This window comes from Sphingobium sp. SYK-6, from assembly GCF_000283515.1.
Taxonomy (GTDB): Bacteria; Pseudomonadota; Alphaproteobacteria; order Sphingomonadales; family Sphingomonadaceae; genus Sphingobium; species Sphingobium lignivorans.
In genome coordinates, this window is record NC_015976.1 from 2,852,613 (window position 1) to 2,871,017 (window position 18,405).

The following is an 18,405-nucleotide window of genomic DNA, read 5'->3' on the forward strand; positions in this document are numbered from 1 at the left end:
CACGAAACATCACTTGCCAAAGGAGCCGCTGGTGAGGAAAGTTCGCAGGATGCCACTCGACCGACAGCAAATTATCGCAGCGACGTTCGACCTGCTCCGCGAAGGCGGGCTGGACGGGCTGAGCATGCGTACGCTGGCGAAACGGCTCGATGTCCAAGGCGCCACGCTCTACCATCATTTTGCGAGCAAACGGGTTCTGCTGGATCATGTGGCGGAGGAATTGCTTGCGCCCAGTTGGCGTGATCCATTGCCCGGAGAAGACTGGCGCGCATGGATCTTGGCCATCTCGACAATGACGAGGGGCGCAATGCTGTCTTGCAAGGATGGCGCAATTCTCTGCGCTGGTGGAGGGCCAACCGGTACGGAACGATCGCAGCGGCTCATCCAGACATTGTATCAGCCGCTCCTCGAAGCTGGCTTCGCTCATTCGCAGGCAAGGTTCATTCGCATGTCGGCCTATCGCTTCACGCTCGGCTGGACCATCGATGAGCAAGCATCGCTCGCAGCGAAGCGCGGCCGCGAAGTAACGTCAGCGGACGACGCCTTCCATTTCGGCCTGTCTGCGCTCATCCGCGGTTTCCCGGACCCTGATCCGCAAACCTGAGGCATCAGCCCTCGCGCAACAATTTCGCTTGCGCGTTCGCATCGTCCCGCTACCAATAGTTAAAACCTAACAGTGGTAGGGTGGATCGGGAGAGGTTCGATGTGTCGCATGAAACTATTCGTGACGCCGGCAATCGCGCTGATGGTGGGGTCGACGGCACCTGCTCAGCAGCCGGCCCCTCCCTCTTGCACGCGCACTTGTCTTGAAGGCTGGGTCGACCGCTATCTGGTCGCCATGCGCGACGCCAAAGTGGACGAAGCCATGTTTGCGCGAGACGTGAAATTCACCGAAAACGGCATCCAGCTGCCGCTGGGTGATGAAGGCCTGTGGCATTCGATGAGTGCGCTCGGCACGTATAAATTCACCGTACCGGACATCGAAACCCAGCAGGTCGCGTTTCTTGGCACGGTTCGTGAAAAGAATCGCGATGGTAAGGAATCTGTCGTCGCAATCGCCTTGCGACTGAAAATACGCGGCGATCGGATAACCGAGATCGAGCAGCTCGCGTCTCGCCCTGCCGACACGAACAGCAGCCGCAGCGACATCCCGCCGACCGGCGTGGGCGTTGAAAAGATGGGGCAGCCCCATCCATGGTTCACGGCGCCGATCCCGGTTGCGCAACGTCAAACGCGCGAAGAGCTGGTGAAAACCGCAAATTATTACTTCACCGGGCTCCAGCGGAACGACGGCAAAGGTTATTATCCCTTCACGGATGACTGCATCCGCTTTGAAAACGGCATGGATGTTCTTGCCAATGCGCTTGATCCGACGACAGGCAAGCGCGGGCGGATGACCTGCAAATATCAGTTCGAAGCCGCGCTCAAGAACATCGTTTCCCGCGTCCGCGACCGTCGCTTCGTAGCCGTTGATCGAGAGCGCGGGATCGTGTTCGCATTCGCCTTTTTCGACCATGAGCAGATTAACTGGACGTGGCAGTTAGGTGAGCTTTTCCGAATCGAAAATGGTCAGATCCGTCGGATCGAAGCGATCTTCCACCGCGCGCCTTATGGCATCAACTCGGGGTGGAGCACCTACGAACAAGGTCTGTCCGACCAAATTCAAGATATACGTTGAACCCTAATGCCTCAAATGCCCAAAAACAGAATGTTCGCCTTCGGCCACTTCCCACTGGTTACCAAACATTGCTCTCCTAAACTCAACCTCCGCAATCATACGTTGAAGTTAATAATAACTCTTGTCTCACTATTTAGATCCGCAATTTCGTCGCACTTTGGTTCGGATTTCATAAGAATATCGAAGGATACCAACATGCTCCCGCCCTCATCGAGTACTGTTGAGGTTCTCAGTCTTACTGAATTATAAAGTTCTCGTACTATCCACTTTAGATTTAGAATATCTACCTACCCAGCTTATAAATGCAGCATGGCGCCGAACATTCGCCCAGTTCTTTAATTCAAAGCGGACATTCTGGATCGTTCGCAATCACAGGCATTCGCGAGCGGACGTTCAACGGGATGCCCGAAGGGCGGCTTGGGCGAGATGGGGCTCGTAAGGAGACTTACCGGAGTGTCCGAAGAAGATGACGCTGTCCTAGCCTCTCGGTAGTCCGGTGACCTGGCCATGCAACGTACCCTAAATCACCAGGGGCACGGGGTAGGCGAGCCACCTTTGTTGCGCATCACCGACTGGACTAGACATTCATTTCCGCCCTCACACAAAAACGAAGGGCCGCCCCAGCCGGGACGACCCTTCCATTGTCTGTGCCTTATGCGGCAGGCTTAGAGCCTGACCCCCGCGGAGGCCATGTCCAGACAATCTCCCGCACGTAGCGTGGGACAATGAGACATCTGACCACCTCCTTTCCGTTGTTGAACGATAGGTTGGATGTGGGGCGCGCCTTGCCCCTCTTCAAGATACCGGCCCGTCAGTCATCGTGCGAGACTTCGAAACGTGATTGACCATCGGGGGAGCTCCATCGGTGCAATGCTGTGCTCCCAATTGTGTCGCACCTCGCCAGAGAGATGGTAGATCGACCGGGGCGGGAGTTCGATCTTGGCCCGCGTGAAGCCGTCCGCGCGGCGCTGTCGCAAGCGAAGGGTGGCTGCATTGCCTAAGGAAAGACCGACGACGTGCCCGAAGACCGGACGGTCCCTGTGCCAGCCGATGCCGGCCCCCGGATCGTAGCGGATGAGAAGTGCCTGGACGAGATCGCCTTCGGCGAGGCCCGCAAATCGCTCGGCCCGCCGTTTCACGGTATAAAGCCACTCGGGTATCGGCTCCGTCTGCGTGAAGGATCCAGTCTCGAAATCGTAACTCCAACCGAAGGATCGCGTCAGGCGTTTGCCGGTCCACTGCTGGAAGCGGAACGGACTGAGCGACTGTTCATCGATCCGCTCGATGAGGTCTGCTTCTTCGCCGGACGCGACTGCCTCCCCCTGAAAGGCCAGACCAGAGACGACAGGCGTCGGAAACAGGTCTAGGTTAGAAGCCATGTCAGCGTAGCTGGCTATCCTTGCTGCCCCGGCGATTGATAGCAGAATAGCCTGGACGCCTGTCGCGCGCCGACTGGCAACCGACACATGTTCGCGCCCCAGGAAGGGCAATCCGGCGCGCATCCGGAATTGGCTCGCCGCATTCCTCGCATTCGGACAACCCCTCTCCGGTGGGCAGACGCGCACGCGCCATCGCCAGCGCGTCCTTCACGCTGTCGTCGATCTGATCCTGAACGGCGCCATCGGGCGCCCAGCCATTCGCCATGGGCATTCCCTCTCATTGCTAAGCCAGTGTCTATGTAGGATGCCTGCCGAGATTTTCATCCTCCCGAGCCCCGGCTTACAACGATCGCCGGGAGGGATTGCGCAACGAGCGCCCTATCGGCCTTGATCATCGTTCTTCTTTCGTTCTACCCAAGCCGACCATGAAGATCGAATCGACGCGCGGGAGTAAAAGCAGTGCAATCCGGTGACCGGCCCTATGATCCGAACGAGCGGGCCGAAGACAGCAGCCTTTTTGAGATCATGATGGGCATGACGCCGGAGGAATGGAACACGCCCGTTCTCCCGAAGGGCAGTGAGGCGGATGACTAAGCCCGCTCACGCACCGATCCATGGATGAGGCAATGGAGGTTTTGCGCGCTGCGGTGAGCCGCAGCGGCGCAGGAAAACAGACTGGCGCCGATGTGCGGCTCGCCCTCAAGGCCCTTCGGTTCGTTGGCATTCCAGCAGAAGCGATCCGTTATTTCTGGGACTCGTGTCAGTCAGACAATGAGATCGGGCGCTCCCAGAATATGAGTGCTGCTCTACGACGCATTGAGTTGCTGAGCGCTGCCGCGCGTCTGCGGCAGGACTAGTCTGGAGGGCCTGAGATCTCGGCCAGTCCGGCGAACCATGGTGCATAAGGGGTGCTGCGGACCATGTGGCGATTATAGTCAGGCGCGCCATCGTCCCACCAGACCGGTCCCCGTTCGCCCGGTGCGCGCTTCAGCCGGTCGACCTCCGTTCGCGCAGTCGCCCGGCCAGCCTCGTCATTCGACCGACTGGCCTGTGCAACCGCGCGGCGGGCCCTCATGAGGGCGCGAACCAGCGCATCTTTTTCCGTAGTCGGCAGGGCAGGATTTGCCAGGCGCCACAGCCGGCCACGGACGACGAAATAATCTCCGTCAGGCGTGACCGGACGGCCCGATCTTGGGGGCTCGTTTGCTCAGGCATGGCAGGAGCGATCCAGCATTCTCACCGTCTCGTGAGCCGCCAGGCTCCGGAAATCTGTTCGAGCACCGAGGTGATCAATTCACGACGCTCCGGATCCCGGGTGATTTCAAGCATGGCACTGAGGCTCTTGCGGGCGGGATCGATGTGTCCTGCCGTGAGCTGCAGTCGTGCAAGTGACCACCAGCCGTCCGGATTGCTCGGGGCAACCAGTGTCATGCGTTGGTAGATTGTCATGGCCCGGCCCGGATCGTTCGCGCTTTCGGCTCGCATGGCCTGGTTCATCAGGAGGCGGACCAGCGTGTTGCGGTTGCTCATGGGGCCGGATTGTTTCGCAGATACCGCGACACCTGCGGCTGCGGCCCTGCCGAGGAGCGCGAGGAGCTGTTCCGGTCGGACAATCGCGCCGCCGTTGAATGGATCGATCACCACCGCATCATCTCCGCCGAGGCGGACCAGAACATGACCCGGTGTATCGAGAGGGTCGGCGGTCCATCCGACCCGCCGCGCTGCCGCGACATAGAGGATAGAGAGGCTCACCGGCAGACCCTGACGTCTGTCGAGCACGCGGATCAGATCACCATTGAGCGGCGCATCATAGCTCTCCACGTCGCCTTTGAACCCGAACTCCTCGTGAAGCACCTTTGCCAGAACGGCTGCCTGGTCCGCCGGACGTGTCGCGTCAACGCCGTCGTCCGCAAGACGGCTCGAAATATCCTGGAGCAGACTGGCATAAAGCTCAAGGTCCGTGCCCGGATGATCGAGCTCACTGAGGGCCAAAGCTGCCAGATCGAGGGTGATTTGCTCGTCATCGAGCAGGCCGATAGTCGCAATGGTCATTAGCCTTATGTCGGCGGCGGGTGACTTCGCTTCAAGGCGTATGCGCAAGCCGTCGCGATCCGAGGATTTCGACAGACTGACAATTTAGATATGCGGCAGCTGCGTTTGGCAGTTGATGCCCGATCAGCTCGGCGTCAGAAGCGACCGATGAAATTCCTCCTCGCGCTTCCCCTCGCCTGCCTTGTTGGCCTCTCCGCCTGCGCGACGCCAGCGGCACCGCCATCTCGCGCCGAAACACGCGCCGACCGTCCGCTCAAGCTTGTGAGCTGGAACATGGAATTTCTGGCCGAAAAGGATGGCGTCGGTTGCGAGCCACGTGTCGAGAGTGATTACGCCGCTATGCGCAGGATCGTCGATGGTCTCGATGCGGACGTCATCGCTTTCCAGGAAGTCGAGACCGAGGCGGCAGCGGCCCGCGTGTTCGATCCTGCGCGCTACACCATCGTCATAGAGGCGCGAAAGGGCTCGCCTGGCGGCACCTGTGGCGGGCAGTTCAAAGAGCAGGCCGTCATTCGTCAGGCCGTGGGATTTGCCATTCGCAAGGGCCTTGCCTTTGAGCGTCATCCTGATGTGACATCGTTGATGCTCGGCAATGAGCAGCTTCGCTCGGGCGTGGACCTGACATTGAGGCCGGCCGGCCGCAAGCCGCTGCGCCTTCTCTCGGTTCACCTCAAGTCGGGCTGCTTCACCGGGCAGGATGCGAAAGCTTGTCCTGTCCTGCTCGACCAGATTCCGAAGCTTGAAGCCTGGATCGACGAGGCCGCGAGAGGTCCTCTCCCGTTCGTGATCCTGGGCGACTGGAACCGACGCCTTGGCTTGCCTGATGACCGGGTCTGGGCAGAGATAGACGATGGTGAACCAGCAAATGCGGATCTCAGGCTCGCCGACGCCGGCACGCCGCCGACCTGCGATCCCCGCTATGACAGCTTCATCGATCATATCGTGCTGGATCGCCGTGCCGCGGGCCGTATGATCGCGTTCGGGGAGACCCGCTATGCTCCAGGCGAGAAGCATTATTCAGATCATTGCCCGGTCTCGGTGACACTGAGCGAGTGACCAGCTGATCCCGATACTCAGCGCGTCAGCGTGCGCCGCTCCGGCCGGGCTGATGCTGCGCGTCAGATTTGCTCGACGATGAATGTGTTCCTGGGCGGCGTGATCAGCAGTTCCTCATTGGAAAGGGTCCGATCCAGCCAGTGCATGACCTGTCGCGGAAAGAGGATCGCGCCGTGTCGATCCTGGAAAGGCGCGACCTCAATATTAGCCGCAACCGTCACGATCCGGAAGAAGGGGAGATCGGAGTCCGTCCCCATGGGCGGCTCCCAGACCCCGGCCAGATAGAAATGCTGGCCACTGTCGAGCATCACCCGGTAGCGCTTCCTGCCGACCTTCATGTGGAATTCGGAAGCCGGCATCAGACAGCGATGGCTGGGAAATGTCTGTCCCTCGGATCGAACGAAACGATAGTTCACCCCGTCGCTGAACCGGGGATTGGAACCCCAGCGCGCTTCGATCATCTCAAGCTCATCGACATCTTCCGGATTGCGCCGGATGATCGGTCGCGTCGCGCCCAGAGGCGCGTCGGAGTCGAAGGGTGTTGCAGTGACGCTCATGACTGGAACATACAGGGAACAAGAACGATGAACAAGGGCCCCGGACGATGTGCAATGATTATCGCCTGCTTCTCGACATCGCCACGATCGCCGATGACTTTGAAGGACTGAAGATCAGGATCAGGATGCCGGAAGGCGCGCCAAACGTGCAGGCGCGTCAGGACATCAGGATGACCGATATGGCTCCGATCGTGCGGACGCCCGCCGATGGGCAGCGCGGCGCCGGGGAGCTGGTGAACCGACGATGGGGTTGGCCGGGCAAGTCGGGGCCGGTCTATAATTTCCGGACTGAGGGCTTTGGCGGCCGACCTCCCGATCTCAGCGTCCAGCGCTGCCTTATCCTCGCCGACGGCTTCTACGAATTTACGGATCCCGAAGTCCCGCGCCCGAAGGACAAACGCCTCGACAAATGGCTGTTCACGATGAGGGACCATGACTGGTTCTGTATCGCCGGGATCTGGCGGGATAGTCCCGTCGGCGAATGCTTCTCGATGCTAACGATGGACGCTGGCGAGGAGATCGCACCCTATCATAACCGGCAGATCATTCCGCTGACGCGCGACCAGTGGGCGGACTGGCTCAATCCCGAAGTGCCGGCGCAGGACGTGCTGCGTTATTTGCCGGCTGGAAGCCTGCCAGTCGAGCGCGTCTACCCGCCACCCGGCCTGCTCGCCCAGGCAACGCTTTCACTCTGACGCAGCCGCCTTGACGGAACCTTCACATGAGTAGAACATAATGGGAACATCTGAGTCGATGTCTCACTATGACAGAACCAAACATCTCTCCCGATCGCCTTCGGGCCGATCAACTGTCGGCGCTTCGCGCCGAGCTCATGCACGCGCAAAGCGTGCGCGGCCCCGTGCTGCCATTTGGCGTGCCTGCGCTCGATGATCGGCTCGTCGATCATGGCCTGTCGGGCGCTGGTCTGCATGAAATGGCGCCCCGGTCCGCCGAGCTGACCGACGATGCAGCGACCAGCCTGTTCATCGCCGGGATTGCCGCGCGCTTCGCGGCGAAGCCTGGAGCCAATGTGCTCTGGGCCCTCTCGACGTTTGATCTTTATGCGCCTGCGCTCGAACATGTCGGCCTCGGTCCGGATAAGCTTCTCTATGCCCAGGGACGCCGTGACAGCGAGGTTCTTGCGCTTGCCGAGGATGGTCTGCGCGACGGATCGCTGGCCTGCGTGGTCGCGGAGGTGAAGGGTGCCGACCAGGTGGCGACTCGCCGTCTGCAACTGGCTGCATCCGATGGCGGCACGCCGATCCTGCTCTATCGCCGCCACCGCGCGCGCGATCGGTGCCCGCTGGCGCAACCTTCGTCGGCCATGACCCGCTGGCTGATCGGCTCCGCCCCGTCCGGCCCCCTGCCCCATGCCGGCGTCGGCCGCGCGCGATGGTCGGTCGAGCTGGTTCGCCAGCGGGGCGGCAATCCCTTCCAGCTTGAGATCGAGGCCTGCGATGATCAGGGTCGCCTCGCTCTTCCTGCCGCAGCTCCCCATCGAGCGCCTGCGCAGGATGGAGCGGCCATCAGCGCTGCTGCCTGAGCCGTTTCCGCAGTCCGCTCAGACGCCTCTGCCGCCCATCGATGATGAGCCAGGCGCCTGCTCGGTTCCGCGCGGCGGAGGCTGGAGGCCCGGTGCGCGCTGGGCACGCGACGGCGCGCTGGGTCGCCGCCCCTCGCAGGCCGAACCGGATGCCATGCCGGGTCATCAGCGGCCCACCATGCGCGAGATGGGACGCCGCAGCGAAGCAGCGGACAATCCATACAAGGCCATGCGGCCTGACGATGGCAGCACGGGCGGCGGCCAGGTCCTGCCAACGACGATGACAAATCCATGGGCCAGGCCGCTCATCCTGATCGAGCGGATCGGGCAAAAGGAAGTGATCAGTGCGGCCTGCCCGATCGCAATCGATCTGGGCCTGCGCCCCGGTATGCCGGCGGCGCAGGCCCGGGCACAGGTCACCGGCCTGGAAGTACGCGACGCAGAGCCGGATGCCGATCGGGCCTTTCTCGATCGCCTGGCGTTTCATGCGGTCGGGCATTGGACGCCGACCGCAAGTGTAGCCGGTCCCGACAGCCTTTGGCTCGACCTGACGGGCACGACGCATCTGTTCGGCGGCGAGGCGCGCTTCTGCCAGCGGCTGCTCAATTTTCTGCGCAGGCTGGGCTTCACGGGCGGGATCGCAATCGCAGGAACGCCCGGCGCGGCCCATGCGCTCGCCCGGTTCAGCGGGCGCGCGACAACGATCCTCCAGTCCGGCCAGGAAACGCAGGCGCTTGCCGACCTTCCCGTTGCTGCTCTGCGACTGTCTCCGGCCGCCCTGGTCTCGGCGGCGCGCTTTGGTCTGGAGCGTGTCGGCGATTTCTATCCGATGCCGCGCGGCCCGCTCGCTCGTCGCTTTGGTCTCGAAACGGTCCAGCGTCTGGATCAGGCGCGAGGCCTCTCGCCTGAGCCGATCGCTTCAGTCGTGCCGTTCGAGGAGCCCTCGGTCGAACGGCGACTGCTCGAGCCGATCGGAACAGCCGAAGCCATTACGCAGGTCATCGGCGATCTGGTCGACGATCTGGTTGAACTGCTGCAGGTGCGCGGCCTCGGCCTGCGCACTCTGGTGCTCTCCTGCACAAGGGTCGATAGCAACGAACAGCGCATCGGCCTCGGCACAGCACGAGCAACCCGCGATGCCAGGCATCTGAAACGCATGCTGGGCCTGCAGATCGAGCGGATCGAGCCAGGCCTCGGTATCGAGGCGATGCGGTTGCGCACCCCGCGCGTCGAGGATCTTCAACCCGAAGCGCTAGGGGGCCCGCTCGGCGGCGAGACCGCCGCGCCGGACATCGCTCAGCTGGTGGACCAGCTTTCGGGCCGCGTTGGTGAGGAAGCGCTGTTTCGCGCGAGGGGCATCGAAAGCGACGTTCCGGAGCGCGCGGTCGGTCGCGCGCCGCCCCTGTCGACACCAACGGGATGGGCCCCCTGGCGCCGACCGGTCCGCCTTCTGGCGCGGCCGGAGCCCTTGGGCCAGGTCATCGCCTTGCTGCCCGATCATCCGCCACGGCGTTTCATCTGGCGCCGCCAGCTCTACACGGTCGTTGCTGGCGATGGTCCGGAACGCGTCCATGGCGAGTGGTGGCAGCGGCCCGGGGAGCTCTGGGCCGTGCGGGACTATTTCGCGGTCGAGACGCACGGTGGCGCGCGCTTCTGGATCTTCCGGCGCGGCGATGGCGTCGAAGCGCCCACGGGCGATCTCAGCTGGTACATGCACGGGGCGTTCGGCTGATGGCGATTTATGTCGAGCTTCAGGTCACGAGCCACTTCTCCTTCCTGCGCGGGGTCTCATCTCCCGAAGAGCTGTTCGCCGCAGCCCGGCTGCTCGGCCACAAGGCGCTGGGCCTGGCTGATCGGGGCAGCGTGGCGGGCGTGGTGCGCGGCTGGGAAGGCCAGAAGGCCACGGGTGTTCGCATGATTCCCGGCGCGCGCGTCGATCTTGTCGATGGTCGCGCCCTGCTGCTCTATCCCACGACACGTCCGGCCTGGTCCTGCCTCACCCGGCTTCTCTCGACCGGGAAAGCGCGCGGCGGCAAAGGACATTGCAGGCTCGAATGGAGCGACGTTGCTGCGTGGGCCGAGGGCCTCGTCGCTATACTTCTCCCCGACGAGCCGGATGATGAGCTCGCCGGACAGCTGAGAGAGTTGCGCGATGTCTTCGGGTCTAACGGCTATCTCGCCTTAACCTTGCGCCGCCGACCGAAGGACGCGGCCCGGCTTCACGCTCTCGCCGCCGCTGCCGACGCCCAATCCATACGCTGTGTCGCGACCGGCGACGTCCTGTTCCATTCGCCCGAGCGGCGCCCGCTCCAGGATGTCGTGACAGCCATCCGGGAGCGAACGACGATCGATGCGCTGGGCTTCAGGCGCGAGCGGTTCATGGACAGGAACCTCAAATCGCCACAGGAAATGGAGCGGCGCTTTTCGGCCTTTCCTGACGCAATACAGGCCAGTGCCGATATCGCCGCGCTCTGTGCATTCGACCTCAGCGAGATCCAGTACCAATATCCCTATGAGCAGGTGATCGAAGGTCGATCGGCGCAGGAGGCGCTGGCGATCCTGACAGAACAGGCCGCCCAGGTGATGTTCCCCGACGGTCTCCCCCCGCCCTACCGCAATCAGATCGATCATGAGCTGCGGCTCATCGGTGAGCTTGGCTATGCGCCCTATTTTCTGACGGTGAATTCGATCGTCGCCGAGAGCCGCAGGCGCGGCATCCTCTGCCAGGGTCGCGGCTCGGCCGCGAACAGCTGCGTGTGCTTCATGCTCGGCATCACCTCCATCGATCCGATCAGACATGAGCTGCTGTTCGAGCGTTTCGTCTCGGGCGAACGCAAGGAGCCGCCCGATATCGACGTCGATTTCGAGCATGAGCGGCGCGAGGAAATCATCCAGTGGATCTACGAGACCTATGGTCGCACGCGTAGCGCGCTGACGGCAGTCGTCACTCGTTATCGCACGCGCGGCGCGGTGGGTGAGGTCGGCAAAGCGCTGGGCTTGCCGGCCGATCTCACCAAGATGCTGACGGGCCTTGTCTGGGGCTGGTCGGAGGACGGGATCTCGCAGGAGCAGATCGCCTCCCTGAACCTCAATGATCAGGATCATCGCCTGCGCCTCACGCTCGAGCTCTCCAGGCAGTTGATCGGGACACCTCGCCACCTCTCGCAGCATCCCGGCGGCTTCGTGCTGACTCAGGAGCGCCTGGACGATCTCGTACCGATTGAGCCCGCGGCTATGGAGGATCGTCAGGTCATCGAATGGGACAAGGACGATATCGACCGCCTCAGGTTCATGAAGGTCGATGTGCTCGGCCTTGGCATGCTGGGTTGCATGAACAGGGCCTTCAATCTGCTTGAGCAGGACAAGGGGATCAGGGTCAGCATGGCTGACCTGCAGGACGATGATCCCGATGTCTATCGCATGATCCGGAAGGCCGACACGATGGGCACTTTTCAGATCGAAAGCCGCGCGCAAATGTCGATGCTGCCGCGCATGAAGCCGGTCCGTTTCTACGATCTTGTCATCGAGGTCGCGATCGTACGGCCTGGCCCGATCCAGGGGGACATGGTCCACCCCTACTTGCGTCGCCGCGAGGGCAGGGAGACGCCGGACTATCCCAAACCCGAGCTGCGCGCCGTCCTCGAAAAGACGCTTGGCGTGCCGCTGTTCCAGGAACAGGCGATGAAAGTGGCCATCGTCGGCGCCGGCTTCACGCCCGTCGAAGCCGACCAGCTGCGCCGTGCCATGGCGACCTTCAAGCTCACCGGCGGGGTCAGCCATTTCTACGACAAGCTCGTCAACGGCATGGTCGAGCGCGGCTACCCCAGGGACTTTGCCGAGCGGACCTTCAGGCAGATCGAAGGGTTCGGCTCCTATGGTTTTCCCGAAAGCCATGCCGCGTCGTTTGCCAAGATCGCCTATGCGAGCTGCTGGATGAAGCATCACCATCCCGATGTCTTCTGCGCTGCGCTGCTCAACGCCCAGCCCATGGGCTTCTACGCGCCTGCCCAGCTCGTGGGGAATGCGCGCGATCATGGCGTCGAGATCCGTCCGGTCTCGGTCAATCACAGCCATTGGGATTGCACGCTCGAAACGACCGGGGGGCGATATCTTGCGGTCCGGCTCGGCTTCCGGCAGGTGCGCGGTCTTGCCAATGCCCACGGCGCAGCAATCGCGGGCGCACGCGGCCCGGTGCCCTATGACAACGTCGAGGATGTGTGGCGGCGCGCTGGTGTGCCGCGCGCCGCGATCGAACGTCTGGCGGAAGCCGATGCCTTCCACGTCATTGCTGAGGACCGGCGCCAGGGTCTCTGGAAGGTGAAAGGCCTGGGCGAAGCGCCGCTGCCTCTGTTCGCGGCGGCAGATGCGCGCGAGGGCAAAGTGAGCGCGGAAGGGATCGAGCCTGACGTGGCTTTGCGCCCGTTGACCGCTGGCCGCGAGGTTGTCGAAGACTATCGGTCGACCCAGCTTTCGCTGCGCGGACATCCGGTGAGTTTTCTTCGCGAAGAACTGGATCGAATGGGCATCGTGCGGTGCGGCGACCTTGCCGGCATCCGCGATGGCCGGAATATCGAGGTCGCGGGGGTGATCCTCGTGAGGCAGCGCCCAGGCTCGGCAAAAGGCGTCCTGTTCGTCACGATCGAGGACGAAACCGGAATCGCCAACGGCATCCTGTGGCCCGACCGGTTCGAGATCTATCGCCGGCCGATCATGTCGAGTTCGATGATTACCATGCGTGGCCGGCTGCAGAAGGAAGGCGAGGTCATTCATGTGATCTGCGACCGGATCCTCAATCAGGACGATATGCTCCGCTCGATCGGCCGGACCGATTTCCTCGTCGCGCCCGGCAGAGGCGATGGCGCATCAAATGGCGGCGGACCGGATCCGCGCGGTCCGGCATTCCCGCGCGGGCGGCCCCTCGCCTCCCCGCCCCGCGGCACGGCGACCGAACAGGATGAGATTGTGCGCATCAGGAGCCACGACTTTCATTAAACGCGCAATCCTGATCCGCCAGAGCTGCGTCGCTGCCCCTCTGGTCTGACGTCGCATTCCCCGCGACCGGGACAGCAACTGTCAGGCTTTGCCGCCACGGGGTCAAAGTATTGCTTTGTTGGCGAACACAGATATTCCTGCTTCAGACTAGACCGGCTTTGGCAAGAGCAAGAGGTGCTTGTCCAGGGTCACCGGATAATCGTGCAACCGCACGCCGGTCGCATTGTAAATGGCGTGGGCGATCGCCGCTCCCACACTGCAAATTCCTGATTCTCCGACGCCCTTCGCCTTCATCGGAGTGGACCAGGGGTCGGTGGGATCAAGGAAGATGACGTCCTGGTGCGGGATATCGGCATGGACACGTACTTCGTACCCAGCGAGGTCATAATTGACGAAGAAGCCTTTAGCATATCCGGATCGGTGTCTGCCGACGCGGCACGGAACTCAATCGCTTCCGGGGCGTCGCGACAGAGCGGCGCCGGTTGTGAAGCGCCGCGGATCGGCGCCTCCTCGCACGCAGACCGCAGAAAGGCATGGACGAGCGTGCGCACCCCGGACCCTCGGGGGGCTTGCTTCTGTCCCCCAGCATGCCGCGCAGCAGATCGGACGTGCAGCGCCTCTCGTCGCTCTGGAGGCGGAAGAGGATCGACGCCTTGTTGCGGAAATATTGGCAGAGCGACCCGGGGGCCGTGGTGAATGGCTTCGCGCCTTCGGTCGTCAAAACCTGAACAGCAACATGACTTCGCGCCTGTCACTTACCGTTGGTTAAGCTGCTCCCCCGCATTATAGGGCTATGTCCAGGCTCTCAACGCCCATCATCATCGGTACGGCGGCGGTCATCGGACTGGGCGCTGGAGCGCTCTGGTCAAACGTCGAAGGCCGTCAGGCGCAAGCGCAACCTGCAGCAACAATGGTGTCGATCGCACCACGCGTCTTCAGCCTCTGCCATACGGGTGGGGGCACCAATTGCGTGGTCGATGGCGACACCATCTGGGTGGATGCTGTCAAAATCCGCATCGCGGACATTGACGCGCCTGAAACCCATCCACCGCGTTGCGATCAGGAAGCCGAGCTTGGCCGACGCGCAACGGGACGGCTGCTCCAGCTTGTGAACGCCGGGCCCTTTGAGATGCGCGCCCTGAATGGCCGCGATGCGGATCTCTATGGCCGAAAGCTCAGGGTCTTCCTGCGGAACGGCCAATCCCTTGGCGATCAGCTGGTTCGCGAAGGGCTTGCCCGGGCCTGGTCCGGGCGCCGGGAACCCTGGTGCTGACCCTTCGATGGCTGTCTGGCCAGGAAGGACCGGTCGTGTGATTGCTGCTTTCGAACTTCGGGCTTGCGCCCATGCGGTGTTACAGGATCAGGGTCCTAATGCGCTGACCTTCGTGACCAAACGCATCGGCCCGCTGGCCATTAAAGGGATGTCGAGGGCGTAGAGACATGGAAGCAAATCGCGCACCGGTTGGAGCAGCCCATGGGAACCCCGCTTCGCTGAGCTGAAGCGTCGCCCTGAATCAGGGCTGCCTGCCACAGCCAGCCAGGTCATCATTCTGTCGCTGTCGCTCATCTTCTCTCCATCAAAGACGGCTCAGCCAGTTGATCACGGTTGCAGACCGCTTAGGAGAGCATATCACCGTGAAACCATCTTTGCCGGCGCCGCGGCGATGTCAGTTGCTCGCGATGCGCAGAGCATCGAGCACCTGAGGCGTGATTGTACCGGTGACGGTCAAACCATGACTTGTCTGAAATCTGCGCAAGGCGGCCCGCGTGGCAGGGCCGACATCACCATCGATAATGCCTCGATATTCGCCCTGGCCCATCAACCCGATCTGCACCCGTCGCACGATCGCCCTGAACCGATCCGCGCGCGCCTGGATCGCAGCGCCTGGGCCCAGTTGCGGCGGCGTAGCGCGGTCCGGCGCTGCCGAAGATGGCATCTCCAGCAAAGAGCGCGGCCCCAGGGTTGACGTTGAAGAGGGAGCGGCAGTGTCCGCTGGCGGCGTTGGCGTGGAGGTTGGCGATGGCTCGCTCGGCCTGGGAGCGGGCGCCTGGTAAAAGGACCCGCCACTGTAGCCCCCCGTGCTCGATCTGTGACTGGTATGGCTCGTGTGACTATAATGACCGCCACTGCCGGAACGATGGCTACTATGGCTGCGGTGACTGCTGTGACTGCGATGGCTTCTGTGGTCGGCAAAAAACAGCGGATGATCCTGGGTGAATATCTGAAACAGCCTGGCACCCTCATCGGTCGGCGTTGAGGCGGCCTGGATCAGCTGGGCCTGGATCGTCTGGGGTTTGAAAAACCCGGCGGCCAACAGGCTCGAGACGAGAAACTTCTTAGGGATCATAGCGGCGATATCCAGGCATTGGCGTGCTCATCAGGATGCCATTCGAAGAACCCGCAGCACTGGTCCTGCTCCCGGCAGGTGGCGCAGGCGGGTGCAAATTTCCGCTTCCAGTCGGAAATGGAGGCCGGCGCGAGCGCACGATACTGAGCTGGGACCGTACAGCGGGGAAAATTGAACAGATGCACCGCTTTGCCATGCAGCAGCGCATAATCCAGAGCAGCAGCAACCGGTTCGAAGCCGACCTTGTGATCCGCGAACAGACCAGCCCAGCGATTGCGGGCAAAGCCGGTTTTCTCCAGTTGCATGATCGACCAGCTCTCGATGAAGCGCAGCCGGCTTGCGACCAGCCGGGCCAGTCGCGGCAGGTCGTCGATATTGTCCTGGATGAGCACCGTGCGCAGCTCGATCCGCGCCCCGGCCAGAAGCAGCACATGAAAGCTGCGTTGCAAACGATCGAAGGCGCCAGTCTTGCCGACAATCTCATCATGGCGCGCGGGTTCGTGCGAATAGAGCGGGATGCCCCAGCTTACGCGCCGGAACACGTCCTGGCGCAGGCGATCGACGTCGGACGCTTCAAAATGCTGCGCATTGGTGAGGATATGGAATTCGATATCCGGGCGTACCGTTCCAACGCGCTCAATCAGGCCAAACAAGTCGTCCTTGTAAAGAGTCGGTTCGCCCCCGGTGATGCCAATAACGATATTGGGCCGGGCCAGCAGGCAAGCCTGTTCAAAGAGCGCGAAACGATCAACGTGCGTCTTCCTGGGCGGCTGCGAGCACATGACACAGAGCTGATCGCAGCGTTCAGTCACAAGCAGCGTATTGTGCGAAGACCCATGGCGCAGCAATCGGTCAGCCCGACCAGTATCGGGTTGCACGAGCATGACATCGCCTTCGAGCGCGTCAGCACACACACCTTCCAGGGTCAGCAGGCCGTGCAGGCCGCTAAAGCTCGCTCCTTCCTCGTCTTCAACAACAAGGACAGCGTCAGCCTCATCGATCGCCGTTGCCGGATCAACCCGCAGGCGCGCCACATAAGGCATGGTCGCTTCCGACACGGCCGGAAGGCTGAGCGGGATCACAGCCTGGTCCCGAAGCTTGCAGGAACGCCTGGCAAACGGAGCCACCGGGCCAGCGAATAGTGAATCGCCGGCTCGTCCGAATAAACCATCTCGAAGATGAGATCGAACATATGCAGGTGCCGACGGCAGAACTCGGTCTGGGTCCGCTCGACGTCAATGCGACCATAGCGGGCCAGGTCATCGACCAGATCGCGCCCGCAAAATGGCTGGTAGGCGCAGCGACGACAGCTCTCGTCGAACTGGTTGGTCGCATGCGCATTGAGCAGTTGCCGCTTCTCGCTGTCCCAACCCGAAAAGACATTTCCGATCGAGAGGTCAATGATCCCCGAGCGCGTCAACATGCGGCTCTCATCAGTCGGGTAGACGGTCCCGTCATGGTCGATGACTACATAATCGACACCCATCGGATTGGGATTGCGCAGATCGACATGACGATCATGGCCGGGCTGGAAAATCCGTCGCAGGCAAATGCTGAAATAGGTTTCCTCCAGCACCACCTCCCGATCGGCCCAATTGCGTTCGATGATCCGTCGGACGAAACGTTCATGAAACCGTCGCCAGTCATTCGACTGCTCGCGCGCGCCGCTATGTCGTTTGCGCGCGAAGCCCTGATAGTTGATGGGCCGCAGAAAGATGCTGTGAAGGCCGCGCCTAGCATAGCTGTCGATCAGGGCATCGATCGCAGGGGGGGTCTGCGGATCGATCGTCGGGAGCGCGGAAACCTTATCGGGACCGAATTCACTCAGAATGCGCTCGAGATTGTCGAGGAACTGCTGCGTTCCTGCGCCGGTGCGGTTATGGGCATGTGTGTCGACATCCCCATCGAGCGACGTGCTGATATAGACATCTGGTCGCGCCAGTATGGCGAGAAAATCGCCGTGCAGGTCCTGAAGATTGGTGCAGATGACAAACTGCTTATGCTCGAACCGCTCGCAGCGTTCGATGACGGCCGTGATGAGATCAGGACGTAAGCTCGGCTCGCCACCCTGAAACTCGATTTTGATACGCTGCGTCGGAAGTGTGTCGAGCAAAGTCAGGACGGCATCCAGCGTCTCGCCACTCCAGTCAAACCCTTTACGTTCCAGCCCCACGCGCGAAACCTGACAATAGCTGCAGCTTAAATTGCACCGCAAAGTGGGGACCAGGATCAGATAATCGAGTTCTCCGGTCCGGTCCCACCGCGAGGCGCAGCCATAGGCGTGCGCATCGAACGCGAAGGCATCATCCTCCGAAAAGAAGTGTCCGCCACAGGCAAGTTCAGCCCGGTCACTCTGCGTGAGGGCATCTCCGATGACACGCTCGACCAGATAATCCGACGCGAGAAAGAAGCGTCCGGTGTCATTGACTGCGAGCGTGCCCCGATCAATCGCCCGGAACCTCAGCGGAATGACGCTCATTGCAGCAACCGTTCGATCACAGCCAGACGCGCCGACTCACTGCGCCGCACACTCCACTCATTCACGATCATAACCTGAAGAATCCGGCGCAGAGCATCGTCCGAGCGCGCATCACTCGACAAAGTCACCAGCTGCTCGTCAATGGACACGGTCACGTCGGGATAGAAACGCACAGCCATATCGGCCAGTGATGTTTTGAGTTCGCGCATTTGTGGCGCGAGCAGATGTTGAACCACCCCCATGGCTTACCCCCTCCCTGCCATGTCTAACAGGAAGTCCTGGTCCGCCAAAGACCCTTTGCATCGTCATTGACTTGAATAT

Annotated in this window: 20 protein-coding genes and 1 pseudogene; 10 read left to right on the forward strand and 11 right to left on the reverse strand. The window is 61.9% G+C overall.

The window, feature by feature from the left end; translation table 11 throughout:
* The first annotated feature begins 49 nt into the window (after positions 1-49).
* Together SLG_RS13100 and SLG_RS13105 are read left to right on the forward strand one after the other, a co-directional pair.
* On the forward strand, positions 50-604 hold the full coding sequence (locus tag SLG_RS13100) for a TetR family transcriptional regulator (RefSeq protein ID WP_051003760.1): 555 nt from the start codon (positions 50-52) through the stop codon (positions 602-604).
* Between the two features lie 120 nt (positions 605-724).
* Positions 725-1,678: a hypothetical protein gene (locus tag SLG_RS13105; protein ID WP_041392024.1), complete on the forward strand. Its 954-nt coding sequence runs from the start codon at positions 725-727 to the stop codon at positions 1,676-1,678.
* Between the two features lie 815 nt (positions 1,679-2,493).
* Here SLG_RS13105 and SLG_RS13110 read toward each other — a convergent pair.
* Complete coding sequence (locus SLG_RS13110) at positions 2,494-3,057, reverse strand: alpha-ketoglutarate-dependent dioxygenase AlkB (protein WP_014076964.1); 564 nt, start codon at positions 3,055-3,057, stop codon at positions 2,494-2,496.
* Position 3,058: 1 nt separating this feature from the next.
* Positions 3,059-3,322: a DksA/TraR family C4-type zinc finger protein gene (locus SLG_RS13115; protein WP_014076965.1), complete on the reverse strand. Its 264-nt coding sequence runs from the start codon at positions 3,320-3,322 to the stop codon at positions 3,059-3,061.
* Between the two features lie 349 nt (positions 3,323-3,671).
* On the opposite strand from SLG_RS13115, the gene SLG_RS13120 reads away from it, so the two are divergent.
* The gene (locus tag SLG_RS13120; protein ID WP_148276589.1) at positions 3,672-3,914 is read left to right on the forward strand and encodes a hypothetical protein; all 243 of its coding nucleotides are present in this window, start codon (positions 3,672-3,674) and stop codon (positions 3,912-3,914) included.
* On the opposite strand, the gene SLG_RS20955 is transcribed toward SLG_RS13120, so the two are convergent.
* Together SLG_RS20955 and SLG_RS13125 are read right to left on the reverse strand one after the other, a co-directional pair.
* The gene (locus SLG_RS20955; protein ID WP_014076967.1) at positions 3,911-4,132 is read right to left on the reverse strand and encodes a hypothetical protein; all 222 of its coding nucleotides are present in this window, start codon (positions 4,130-4,132) and stop codon (positions 3,911-3,913) included. The genes SLG_RS13120 and SLG_RS20955 overlap by 4 nt on opposite strands.
* Before the next feature lie 161 nt (positions 4,133-4,293).
* The gene (locus SLG_RS13125) at positions 4,294-5,109 is read right to left on the reverse strand and encodes a SirB1 family protein (RefSeq protein ID WP_014076968.1); all 816 of its coding nucleotides are present in this window, start codon (positions 5,107-5,109) and stop codon (positions 4,294-4,296) included.
* 147 nt (positions 5,110-5,256) lie between these two features.
* On the opposite strand from SLG_RS13125, the gene SLG_RS13130 reads away from it, so the two are divergent.
* Positions 5,257-6,165 carry an endonuclease/exonuclease/phosphatase family protein gene (locus tag SLG_RS13130; RefSeq protein ID WP_014076969.1) on the forward strand — a complete coding sequence of 303 codons (909 nt, stop codon included), beginning with the start codon at positions 5,257-5,259 and terminating at the stop codon, positions 6,163-6,165.
* A gap of 62 nt (positions 6,166-6,227) precedes the next feature.
* On the opposite strand, the gene SLG_RS13135 is transcribed toward SLG_RS13130, so the two are convergent.
* Positions 6,228-6,722, reverse strand: a complete 495-nt coding sequence (locus SLG_RS13135) for an SOS response-associated peptidase family protein (RefSeq protein ID WP_014076970.1) — start codon at positions 6,720-6,722, stop codon at positions 6,228-6,230.
* A 47-nt stretch (positions 6,723-6,769) separates the two neighbouring features.
* On the opposite strand from SLG_RS13135, the gene SLG_RS13140 reads away from it, so the two are divergent.
* From SLG_RS13140 to SLG_RS13155, 4 genes are all read left to right on the forward strand, one after another.
* On the forward strand, positions 6,770-7,417 hold the full coding sequence (locus SLG_RS13140) for an SOS response-associated peptidase (RefSeq protein ID WP_014076971.1): 648 nt from the start codon (positions 6,770-6,772) through the stop codon (positions 7,415-7,417).
* Positions 7,418-7,485: 68 nt separating this feature from the next.
* Complete coding sequence (locus tag SLG_RS13145; RefSeq protein ID WP_014076972.1) at positions 7,486-8,265, forward strand: ImuA family protein; 780 nt, start codon at positions 7,486-7,488, stop codon at positions 8,263-8,265.
* Entirely contained in the window at positions 8,180-9,997 is a 1,818-nt protein-coding gene (locus SLG_RS13150) for a Y-family DNA polymerase (RefSeq protein ID WP_148276591.1), read from the forward strand. The genes SLG_RS13145 and SLG_RS13150 overlap by 86 nt, the downstream gene beginning before the upstream one ends.
* On the forward strand, positions 9,997-13,257 hold the full coding sequence (locus tag SLG_RS13155; RefSeq protein WP_014076974.1) for an error-prone DNA polymerase: 3,261 nt from the start codon (positions 9,997-9,999) through the stop codon (positions 13,255-13,257). Before SLG_RS13150 ends, SLG_RS13155 begins: the two co-directional genes overlap by 1 nt.
* 147 nt (positions 13,258-13,404) lie before the next feature.
* Here SLG_RS13155 and SLG_RS20960 read toward each other — a convergent pair.
* Both SLG_RS20960 and SLG_RS22490 read right to left on the reverse strand, forming a co-directional pair.
* Positions 13,405-13,659, reverse strand: a pseudogene (locus tag SLG_RS20960) (xanthine dehydrogenase family protein molybdopterin-binding subunit); the annotation flags it as partial.
* Positions 13,548-14,012 carry a hypothetical protein gene (locus SLG_RS22490; RefSeq protein WP_443018053.1) on the reverse strand — a complete coding sequence of 155 codons (465 nt, stop codon included), beginning with the start codon at positions 14,010-14,012 and terminating at the stop codon, positions 13,548-13,550. The gene SLG_RS22490 and the pseudogene SLG_RS20960, both read right to left, overlap by 112 nt.
* A gap of 38 nt (positions 14,013-14,050) precedes the next feature.
* On the opposite strand from SLG_RS22490, the gene SLG_RS13170 reads away from it, so the two are divergent.
* The gene (locus SLG_RS13170) at positions 14,051-14,530 is read left to right on the forward strand and encodes a thermonuclease family protein (protein WP_014076976.1); all 480 of its coding nucleotides are present in this window, start codon (positions 14,051-14,053) and stop codon (positions 14,528-14,530) included.
* A 394-nt stretch (positions 14,531-14,924) separates the two neighbouring features.
* On the opposite strand, the gene SLG_RS22495 is transcribed toward SLG_RS13170, so the two are convergent.
* Positions 14,925-15,194: a peptidoglycan-binding protein gene (locus tag SLG_RS22495; RefSeq protein WP_443018059.1), complete on the reverse strand. Its 270-nt coding sequence runs from the start codon at positions 15,192-15,194 to the stop codon at positions 14,925-14,927.
* A 180-nt stretch (positions 15,195-15,374) separates the two neighbouring features.
* Here SLG_RS22495 and SLG_RS22215 point away from each other — a divergent pair, with 180 nt between their 5' ends.
* On the forward strand, positions 15,375-15,515 hold the full coding sequence (locus SLG_RS22215; protein ID WP_231848672.1) for a hypothetical protein: 141 nt from the start codon (positions 15,375-15,377) through the stop codon (positions 15,513-15,515).
* A gap of 86 nt (positions 15,516-15,601) precedes the next feature.
* On the opposite strand, the gene hxsC is transcribed toward SLG_RS22215, so the two are convergent.
* The 3 genes from hxsC to SLG_RS13190 are packed head-to-tail and all read right to left on the reverse strand — an operon-like array spanning position 15,602 to position 18,326.
* Positions 15,602-16,687, reverse strand: a complete 1,086-nt coding sequence (hxsC, locus tag SLG_RS13180) for a His-Xaa-Ser system radical SAM maturase HxsC (RefSeq protein ID WP_014076978.1) — start codon at positions 16,685-16,687, stop codon at positions 15,602-15,604.
* The gene (gene hxsB / locus SLG_RS13185; RefSeq protein ID WP_014076979.1) at positions 16,684-18,084 is read right to left on the reverse strand and encodes a His-Xaa-Ser system radical SAM maturase HxsB; all 1,401 of its coding nucleotides are present in this window, start codon (positions 18,082-18,084) and stop codon (positions 16,684-16,686) included. Before hxsB ends, hxsC begins: the two co-directional genes overlap by 4 nt.
* Positions 18,081-18,326 (reverse strand): hypothetical protein, encoded by a 246-nt coding sequence (locus SLG_RS13190; RefSeq protein WP_014076980.1) that lies wholly within the window; start codon positions 18,324-18,326, stop codon positions 18,081-18,083. Before SLG_RS13190 ends, hxsB begins: the two co-directional genes overlap by 4 nt.
* Between the last annotated feature and the right edge of the window lie 79 nt (positions 18,327-18,405).